Origin of the sequence: Amycolatopsis sp. SID8362 (genome assembly GCF_010550475.1) — a bacterium.
In the GTDB taxonomy this organism is placed as follows: domain Bacteria; phylum Actinomycetota; class Actinomycetes; order Mycobacteriales; family Pseudonocardiaceae; genus Amycolatopsis; species Amycolatopsis eburnea.
This window is the reverse complement of the sequence record NZ_JAAGNB010000162.1, coordinates 1-8,530: the sequence shown is the minus strand read 5'-3', so window position 1 is coordinate 8,530 and position 8,530 is coordinate 1. Positions and strand designations below refer to the sequence as shown.

8 protein-coding genes and 1 pseudogene are annotated in these 8,530 nt (G+C 72.3%); 6 read left to right on the top strand and 3 right to left on the bottom strand.

The features are described 5' to 3' along the window. The 3 genes and pseudogenes from G3I65_RS05920 to G3I65_RS05910 form a co-directional block, all read left to right on the top strand. A pseudogene (locus G3I65_RS05920) lies at positions 1–449 on the top strand (ABC transporter ATP-binding protein); the annotation flags it as partial. Next, a complete protein-coding gene (locus G3I65_RS05915; RefSeq protein ID WP_160695205.1) occupies positions 437–1,399 on the top strand; it encodes an ABC transporter permease in 963 nt (320 codons plus the stop codon). The pseudogene G3I65_RS05920 and the gene G3I65_RS05915, both read left to right, overlap by 13 nt. 96 nt (positions 1,400–1,495) lie before the next feature. Then, a complete protein-coding gene (locus G3I65_RS05910; RefSeq protein ID WP_160695204.1) occupies positions 1,496–4,351 on the top strand; it encodes an RICIN domain-containing protein in 2,856 nt (951 codons plus the stop codon). Here G3I65_RS05910 and G3I65_RS05905 read toward each other — a convergent pair. Then, positions 4,348–5,193: an SAM-dependent methyltransferase gene (locus tag G3I65_RS05905; RefSeq protein WP_160695203.1), complete on the bottom strand. Its 846-nt coding sequence runs from the start codon at positions 5,191–5,193 to the stop codon at positions 4,348–4,350. The two genes, G3I65_RS05910 and G3I65_RS05905, sit on opposite strands and share 4 nt — an antisense overlap. Before the next feature lie 77 nt (positions 5,194–5,270). Next, positions 5,271–5,465 (bottom strand): hypothetical protein, encoded by a 195-nt coding sequence (locus G3I65_RS05900; protein ID WP_160695202.1) that lies wholly within the window; start codon positions 5,463–5,465, stop codon positions 5,271–5,273. A 197-nt stretch (positions 5,466–5,662) separates the two neighbouring features. On the opposite strand from G3I65_RS05900, the gene G3I65_RS05895 reads away from it, so the two are divergent. After that, positions 5,663–6,397 (top strand): sugar phosphate isomerase/epimerase, encoded by a 735-nt coding sequence (locus G3I65_RS05895; RefSeq protein WP_160695201.1) that lies wholly within the window; start codon positions 5,663–5,665, stop codon positions 6,395–6,397. Continuing rightward, positions 6,394–7,494: a Gfo/Idh/MocA family protein gene (locus G3I65_RS05890; RefSeq protein WP_160695200.1), complete on the top strand. Its 1,101-nt coding sequence runs from the start codon at positions 6,394–6,396 to the stop codon at positions 7,492–7,494. Before G3I65_RS05895 ends, G3I65_RS05890 begins: the two co-directional genes overlap by 4 nt. A gap of 130 nt (positions 7,495–7,624) precedes the next feature. Here G3I65_RS05890 and G3I65_RS05885 read toward each other — a convergent pair whose 3' ends face one another. Then, complete coding sequence (locus tag G3I65_RS05885) at positions 7,625–8,212, bottom strand: TetR/AcrR family transcriptional regulator (RefSeq protein WP_160695199.1); 588 nt, start codon at positions 8,210–8,212, stop codon at positions 7,625–7,627. Between the two features lie 123 nt (positions 8,213–8,335). Between G3I65_RS05885 and G3I65_RS05880 the strand changes: the two genes are divergently transcribed. Continuing rightward, a partial coding sequence (locus G3I65_RS05880; protein ID WP_309235285.1) for a DeoR family transcriptional regulator occupies positions 8,336–8,530 on the top strand: 195 nt, incomplete at its 3' end.

Below are 8,530 nucleotides of genomic sequence, written 5' to 3'. Positions count from 1 at the left end.
CGCTCGCGCTGGCCAAGCGGCCGCGGCTGCTGCTGCTCGACGAGCCCATCGCGAGCCTGGACCCGCTGGCCCGCCGCGAGTTCCTGCGGACGCTCATGGGCGCGGTGGCCGAGGACGGCACCACCGTGCTGCTGTCGTCGCACCTGCTGACCGACCTCGAACGCACCTGCGATCACCTGATCGTGCTCCAGGACGCCCGCGTCCGGCTGGCCGGGCCGGTCGACGAGCTGCTCGACGCGCACCGCACGGTCGTCGGCCCGCGGGCAGGCAGCGACGAGATCGCCGGCGTCGCGCAGGTCATCCGCGCCCACCACTCCGCCCGCCAGGCGACGCTGCTGGTGCGCCGCGCGGGGCCGATCGATCCACTGTGGACGGAACACGAAGTGGGCCTGGAAGACCTGGTGCTCGGGCACCTCGGCGCGGCGGAGGTGCCCGCGTGCTCTGGCTGACCTGGCGACGGCACCGCAAGCCCGCGCTGTTCGCGCTCGCGGTGCTCGGCCTGCTCGCCGCGGTCGTCGTGCCCACCGGGCTGGCGATGCGCGAAAAGTTCGACGGCTACGGCCTCGGGGCGTGCCGCGCGGCGCTCGGCACCGCGTCGATGGTCACGCAGACCGAAGCGGTGGCGCGCTGCGACAGCCTCGGCCACCAGTTCCAGCGGGAGTTCGGGAACCTGCAGTTCGCCGCCGTCCTGTTCGTGGTCCTGCCGGCGCTGATCGGCGTCTTCTTCGGCGCCCCGCTGGTGGCCCGCGAGGTCGAGCAGGGCACCCACCGCCTGGTCTGGACCCAGGGCGTGAGCCGGCTGCGGTGGGCGCTCACGACGTTCGGCCTGACCGGCGCCCTCACGGCGGTGCCGGCGGCGGCGTACGCGCTGGGCGTGTCGTGGTGGTTCGAGCCGCTGGTCACCGCGAGCACCGGCCGGCTGGCGTTCCTCGCGTTCGACGTCCAGGGGATCGTGCCGGTCGCGTACACGCTCTTCGCGCTCGCGCTGGGGATCTTCGCGGGCACGTACTGGCGGCGCGTGGTGCCGGCGATGGCGCTCGCGCTGGCCGGGTACGCCGTGGTCCGGATCGCGGTCGAGGTCCTCGCCCGGCCGCGCTACCTGCCGGCGCAGGTGCGGACGTTCTCGCCGGACGGCACGCAGACCCCGAACCCGGCGTCGGGCGACTGGGTCCTGACCCAGAGCGTCCGCGACGGGGCGGGGCAGGTGGTGCTCCCGAAGGCCCAGATCGGACCCTGCCCGCCCGGCCAGTGCACGACCGACCCGGGCACCACCAACTGGCTGGAATTCCAGCCGGGGGACCGGTTCTGGACGTTCCAGTGCATCGAAGCCGGCATCTTCGCGGTGCTGACGGCGGCGCTGATCTACTTCGCGATCCGCCGCGTCCGCACCATCGCCTGAAACGCCGGCACCAACGAACGGCGGATTTACAACGTTGTATCAACCGGGTAAGAACTACTTTTACAACGTTGTAACGACGAGCGGAGGCTGGTACCCGTGTCGCTGAGCCGCAGGCAGTTCGTCACCGGAGCCGTCGCCGCCACCCTGCTGACCGGCGCGAACGCGCCGAACGCCGTCGCCGGGGCGCTGCACTGCCGGAAGGTCGCCGCCGTGAAGGGCGGCCTGTACACGCCGAACGCGGCACCCCTGCGGCCCGCCGCCTTCCTCAAGCTGCCGCCCGGCGCGGTCACCGCCCGCGGCTGGCTCGCCGGGCAGCTGCGGCTCCAGCTCGACGGCCTCTGCGGGCACTACGCCGAGACGTCGCACTTCCTCGACTTCGCGACCAGCGGCTGGGTCCACCCCGAGCGCGGCGGCTGGGAGGAAGTGCCCTACTGGCTGCGCGGCTACGTCGACCTCGCCGCGGTCACCGGCGACGCCACCGCGAAAGCCACCGCCGCCAAGTGGATCGACGCCATCGTCGCCACCCAGCAGCCCGACGGCTTCTTCGGCCCGGCCGCCCTGCGCACCGCGCTGAACAACGGCCCCGACTTCTGGCCGTACCTGCCGCTGCTGCAGGCGCTGCGGTCCTGGCAGGAGTACACCGGCGACGCGCGGATCGTCCCGTTCCTCACCCGCTTCCTCCGCTACATGAACGCCCAGGGCAAGAGCGCGTTCGACTCCAGCTGGGTGTCCGTGCGTTGGGGCGACGGCCTCGACAGCGTGTTCTGGCTGTTCAACCGCACCGGCGACACCTTTCTGCTCGACCTCGCCGACAAGATCCACACCTACGGCGCGAGCTGGGTGAACAACCTCCCGAGCCTGCACAACGTCAACATCGCCCAGGGCTTCCGCGAACCGGCCCAGTACGCGCTGCGGTCCGGCGACGCGAGCCTGACCCAGGCCACCTACTCGGACTACGACACGGTCATGGCGGCCTACGGCCAGTTCCCCGGCGGCGGGTTCGCCGGCGACGAGAACGCGCGGCCCGGCTTCGGCGACCCGCGGCAGGGCTTCGAAACCTGCGGGATCGTCGAGTTCATGGCCAGCCACCAGCTGCTCACCCGGCTGACCGGCGACCCGGTGTGGGCCGACCGCTGCGAGGACCTGGCGTTCAACTCGCTGCCCGCGGCGCTCGACCCGGACGGGCGCGCGGTGCACTACATCACCAGCGCGAACAGCGTCGACCTCGACAACGTGCCCAAGAGCGAAGGCCAGTTCCAGAACGGCTTCGCGATGCAGGCCTACCTGCCGGGCGTCGACCAGTACCGCTGCTGCCCGCACAACTACGGCATGGGCTGGCCGTACTTCACCGAAGAGCTCTGGCTCGCCACCCCGGACCGCGGGCTCGCCGCGGCGATGTACTCCGCCAGCAGCGTCACGGCGAAGGTCGGCGACGGCACCGCGGTGACCATCACCGAAGACACCACGTACCCGTTCTCCGAGCAGGTCACCTTCACGATCCGGACGCCGAAGCGGCTGGCGTTCCCGCTCTACTTCCGGATCCCGGCCTGGTGCACGGCGCCGCGGCTCACCGTCGCGGGCGCGCCGGTCGCGGCGGCGGCCGGGCCGTCGTTCGTCAAGGTCGACCGGGCCTGGGCGAACGGCGACCTCGTCACGCTGACGCTGCCGCAGCGCACGACCCTGCGGACGTGGCAGGCGAACCACGGGTCGGTGTCGGTCGACCACGGGCCGCTGACGTACTCGCTGAAGATCGGCGAAAGCTACGAGCGGCTCGGCGGGACCACGCAGTTCCCGGAGTACGCGGTGCACGCGACGACGCCGTGGAACTACGGCCTGACCCCGGACGCGGCGCTGACCTTCGCCGCGGCGGGCGGGGCGCTCCCGGCGAACCCGTTCACGCCGGACACGGCACCGGTCAAGATCACCGCGTCCGCGCGGAAGATCGCCGAGTGGACCGCGGACGACCAGGACGTCGTCACGCCGCTGCAGGCTTCACCGGCCCGCAGCGAGGCGCCGGTGGAGACGGTCACGCTGATCCCGATGGGCGCCGCGCGGCTGCGGATCACGGCGTTCCCGACCGCCTCGCCCGACGGGACCCCGTGGGTGGCCGGTGGCGGGGGAGCGGGGTTCCGGATCGTCAACCGCAACTCGGGCAAGGTGCTCGGCGTCGATCAGATGTCCACTGCGGACAGTGCGCGGGTGGTGCAGTTCGCCGACAACGGCACCGACGACCACGTCTGGCACCTCGTCGCGAACGGCGACGGCTGGTACCGGATCCGCAACCACCACTCGGGCAAGGTGCTGGGTGTCGACCGGATGTCCACCGCGGACAGCGCGATCGTCGTGCAGTTCACCGACAACGGCACCGCCGACCACCTCTGGCAGCTGCTCGACAACGGCGACGGCTGGTGGCGCCTGAAGAACCGCAACTCGGGCAAGGTGCTGGGCGTCGATCAGATGTCCACCGCGGACAGCGCGCAGGTGGTGCAGTTCGGCGACACGGGGACCGCCGACCACCTGTGGCAGCTCGTGCCGGACGGGCAGGTGCGGATCGAGAACCGCAACTCCGCCAAGGTGCTGGGCGTCGACCGGATGTCCACTGCGGACAGTGCGCGGGTCGTCCAGTTCGCCGACAACGGCACGGCCGACCACCGGTGGACGTTCGAACCGACGGCGGCCGGCTGGTTCCTGATCCGCAACGCCAACTCCGGCAAGGTGCTGGGGGTCGATCAGATGTCCACCGCGGACAGCGCGATCGTCGTGCAGTTCACCGACAACGGCACGCCCGACCACGAGTGGCGCCTGCGCGACGACGGCAGCGGCTGGTTCCGGATCGTCAACCGCAACTCCGGCAAGGTACTCGGCGTCGACGTGATGTCGACGGCGGACAGCGCCCAGGTGGTGCAGTTCGGGGACACCGGGACCGCCGACCACCTCTGGCGGCTCCGCTAGCGCTTGACGCCGACGATCCCCGCCACGCACTTCGCCGAGCCGGACAGCGGGGTGAGGCGGGGCCCGTCCGGCCACCATTCGTCGCACACGGCCAGGCCCGGCTCGGAAGTGGCGTTGGGCTGGACCAGCTCCAGGCCCGGCAGCATCGCCTCGATCTCGGCGCGGGTGCGGAACCGGCCGGCGCCGAGCGGGCCCTGGACCAGGATCTGCTCGATCCGCTTGGCGATCTCGGTCAGCTCCGGCACCTCGGGGTCGAAGAAGTGCGAGAGGACCACGTACGAGCCCGGGGCGAGCGCGTCGATGTACTCGCGCATGACGTCGACGGCGCCGTCGCCCTCGAAGTGGTGCATCGTGCCGACGTGCAGCAGCGCGACCGGCTCGGAAAAGTCGATGTGCCGCCGCACGTCGTCGTTCCCGAGCACCGCCGCCGGCTTGAAGATGTCCGCTTCGACCATGTGCGTGAAGTCGTTCTCGACCAGCAGCGCGCGGCCGTGCGCGAGGACCACCGGGTCGTTGTCGACGTAGACGACCGTGTGGTCCTTGTCGATGCGCTGGACGATCTGGTGGGTGTTCTCCGCCGTCGGCAGGCCGGAGCCGCAGTCGAGGTACTGCCGGATGCCGGTCTGCGCGGCCAGCATCCGCAGCGCGCGGTTGTGGAAACCGCGGTTGCCGCGGGCGATGTCGACCGCTTCCGGGACCGCGGTGCGGATCTTCTCCATCACCACGCGGTCGACCTCGTAGTAGTTGTTGCCGCCGAGGAACCCGTCGTAGATCCGCGCGATGCTCGGCCGGTCGGGATCGACTCCCACCGGCTTCTGGCTCGGGGACAGGGTCTCGGACATGGCGACCTCGCAGGACTTCGGCGGGCGGCGGTGCGCCACCCAGCGTAGTAGGTCGCGTCCGGGGGGTGAAGGCGAGGTCAGCCGCTCGGGCGCAGCCGCTGGTCCGGGATGTCGTCGCCGGCGCGCTCGGCGCGTTCCCGCCGCAGCCGTGCGAGGTGCTGTTCGATCCGGCGGTCGAGGTCGCGCGCGGCCTCGGACAGTTCCGTCAGGTCGCGACGGGACCACGGGTGGCCGATCGCCCCCGTGTCCACTTCGTCCCCTGCCCTGTCCACTTCCGGTACCTCCCGCGTCCGTTCGGTCCGCCCGCTCACCGGCCTTACTGCCCCAACGGAGGCAGGTCAAAACACCGGCTGTCGTGACGTCGGGCACTCGTGCCGCCGTCCGGTGGACCGCGCCCGGATTTCCTGGTGCCAATTCTGACCAGGTGGTAGAAATTCTGCAGAGCCCATCGTGACTTCAGGAGCTGGGGATGAGCGACCTTTCCGTGCAGCTGTACTCGGTCCGCGACGCCTTCGCGGCCGACCCCGCCGACACCCTGCGGCGGCTCGCCGCGATCGGTTTCACGCAGGTGGAGCCGTACGGAGTCGTCGAAAACGCCGAAGCCCTGCGAGCCGGGCTGCCCGCCAACGGACTGACCGCGCCGACGGCGCACGCGCGCCTGCTCGGCGCCGATCAGGCCGCGGTCTTCGCCACGGCCGCCGAGCTGGGCATCGGCCTGGTGATCGACCCGCTGGTCAAGCCCGAGCAGTGGCAGGACCCGGCGGACATCGCGGCGACGGCGGACGCGCTCAACGCCGCGGCCAAGCTCGCGGCCGAGCACGGCGTGCGCGTGGGCTACCACAACCACTGGTGGGAGCTGGAGTCCCGGATCGGCGGCCGCAGCGCGTTCGAGGTCCTCGCCGACCAGCTCGACCCGGCCGTCGCGCTGGAGGTCGACACCTACTGGGCCACCGCCGGCGGGGAGGACGCGCCCGCCCTGCTGCGGCGGCTCGGCGACCGGGTCCGCGCGATCCACGTCAAGGACGGCGGCCTGGCCACCGACGCCACCGGCCAGGTTCCCGCCGGCCAGGGCCGGGTGCCGATCGCCGACGTGCTGGCCGCCGCGCCGGACGCGCTGCGCGTGATCGAGTTCGACGCCTACGACGGCGACCTGTTCGAAGCCATCGCCGCCAGCCACGCCTTCCTGACCGGCGCGGGCCGGTGACCGGCGGCCCGGTCGGCGTCGGGTTCGTCGGCGCCGGCGTCATCAGCGCCACCTACCTCGAGAACCTCACGAGCTTCCCGGACGTCCGCGTGCTGCGGATCGCCGACCTCGACACCGAACGCGCGGCGGCTCGCGCGGCCGAGTATGGAGTGCCGCGCTCGGGCACGGTGGCCGAGCTGCTCGCCGACCCGGACGTCGAGCTGGTGGTCAACCTGACCGTCCCGGTCGCGCACGTCGAGGTCGGGCTCGCCGCCCTCGAAGCGGGCAAGCACGTCTGGGCGGAGAAGCCCCTCGCCCTGGACCGCCAGACCGGGCGCAAGCTCCTCGATCGGGCACGGGAGAAGAACCTGCGCGCCGCCAGCGCGCCCGACACTGTCCTCGGCGCCGCGCTGCAGACCGCGCGCCGGGCCGTCGACGGCGGCCGGATCGGCCGTCCCCTGACCGCGCTGGCGCTGTTCCAGGTGCCCGGCCCGGAACTGTGGCACCCGGCGCCGGAGTTCTACTACCAGCCGGGCGGCGGGCCGCTGCTCGACATGGGCCCGTACTACCTGACGGCGCTGGTGCACCTGCTCGGCCCGGTCCGGCGCGTCACCGGGGCCGGCGGACGGGCGCGCGACACCCGGGTCGTCGGGTCCGGGCCGCGGGCGGGGACGGAGTTCCCGGTGCTGGTGCCGACCACGGTCACCGCGCTCGTGGAGTTCGAGCGCGGGTCGGCCCAGCTGGTGCTGAGCTTCGACTCGGCGCTCAAGCGGGCCGGGCTGGTCGAGCTGACCGGCACGCTCGGCACGGCCGTCCTGCCCGACCCCAACCGGTTCGACGAGCCGACCCGGCTGCACCTGCTCGGGCACGAGGAGTCGGAAGAGCTGGCGGCGGCCGGGCACCCGGCGTCCCGCGGCACCGGCGCGCTCGAGCTGGCGCGGGCGATCCGGGCGGGGGTGCCCGAGCGCGCGTCCGGCGAGCTGGCATACCACGTGCTCGACACGATGCTGGCCATCGACGAGTCCATGACCCGCGGGCAGAGCGTGGAGGTCGCGAGCACCGTCGAGGTCCCGCCGCTGCTGCCGCCGGGCTGGGACCCGTACGCGAAGACCCTCTAGCGTCGCGCCGTTGCAGCCAACGCCGCGACCAAGCGCCCCAAGGTGGCCTTCGGTGCGTCTGACGCACCCAAGGCGGCCTTCGGTGCGCAAGACGCAACCAAGGCCACCTTGGGGCGCTCGATGCTGGGCACTAGAACGGGACGGTGAGCAGGTTCTGCAGGTAGAAGCGCAGCGAGCCGACCAGGTCCACGTCGCCGGGCACGGTCAGCCACTGCACCTGGAGGCCGTCCATCAGCGCGATGAACGTGAGCGCGGCCAGCCCGGGGTCGACACCCGCCCGCAGCTGGCCGCGCGCCGCGAGCACCTCGAACGACTCGTGCACGCCGTCGCGGGCGGCCCGGTAGTGGCGCTGGAAGTAGTCGTGCGCGGGGTGGTCCGGCGCGACCGCCTCGGCGGCCAGCCGCGAGTAGAGGTCGACGATCCCGGGGTGGCGGACGTTGTGCTCGGCGAGGGCGACGAAGTGGCGCAGGACCTCCAGCCCGGCCGGGACCTGCAACTGCTCGCGCTCGGAGTCGTCGGCGTCCCGGCGTTCGAGCACGGCGGCGAGCAGCGCTTCCTTGGTGGGGAAGTGGTAGAGGAGGCCGGCGTGCGAAATGCCGACGCGCTTGGCGATCTCACGCAGCGACGAGCCGTGGTAGCCGAGTTCGCCGTACGCCGCGGCGGCCGCCGTGATGATGTCCTCGCGGCGGATGCGGCCCTTCAGGTAGCCCCCGGTCACGGGGTCGCGGTGGTCTCGGCGGCGTGCACGGCACCATCATGCCGCAGCGGTGTTTCGCACAAACGACGTGAGCGTCCGAACAAATCGGTTGTGCGAACGAGCGCGGCTTGCGAGCATCGCGGGGTGAAGAGCGCGGAACGGCACCGGGTGATCGTGGAGCGGCTGCGCGACGCCGACCAAGTGGGCGTCGCCGAGCTGGCCGCGGCCACCGGCGCGTCGGAGATGACCGTGCGCCGCGACCTGGACAACCTGGCTTCGCGCGGCGTGCTGCGGCGGGTGCACGGCGGCGCGGTCCCGGCGTCCCCGTCCGGCGTCGAG

Bases quoted from the DNA above. Each gene is read 5' to 3' on its own strand.
- G3I65_RS05905 (WP_160695203.1), bottom strand. From the start codon at position 5,193: ATGTCCGAGACCCTGTCCCCGAGCCAGAAGCCGGTGGGAGTCGATCCC.
- G3I65_RS05895 (WP_160695201.1), top strand. From the start codon at position 5,663: ATGAGCGACCTTTCCGTGCAGCTGTACTCGGTCCGCGACGCCTTCGCG.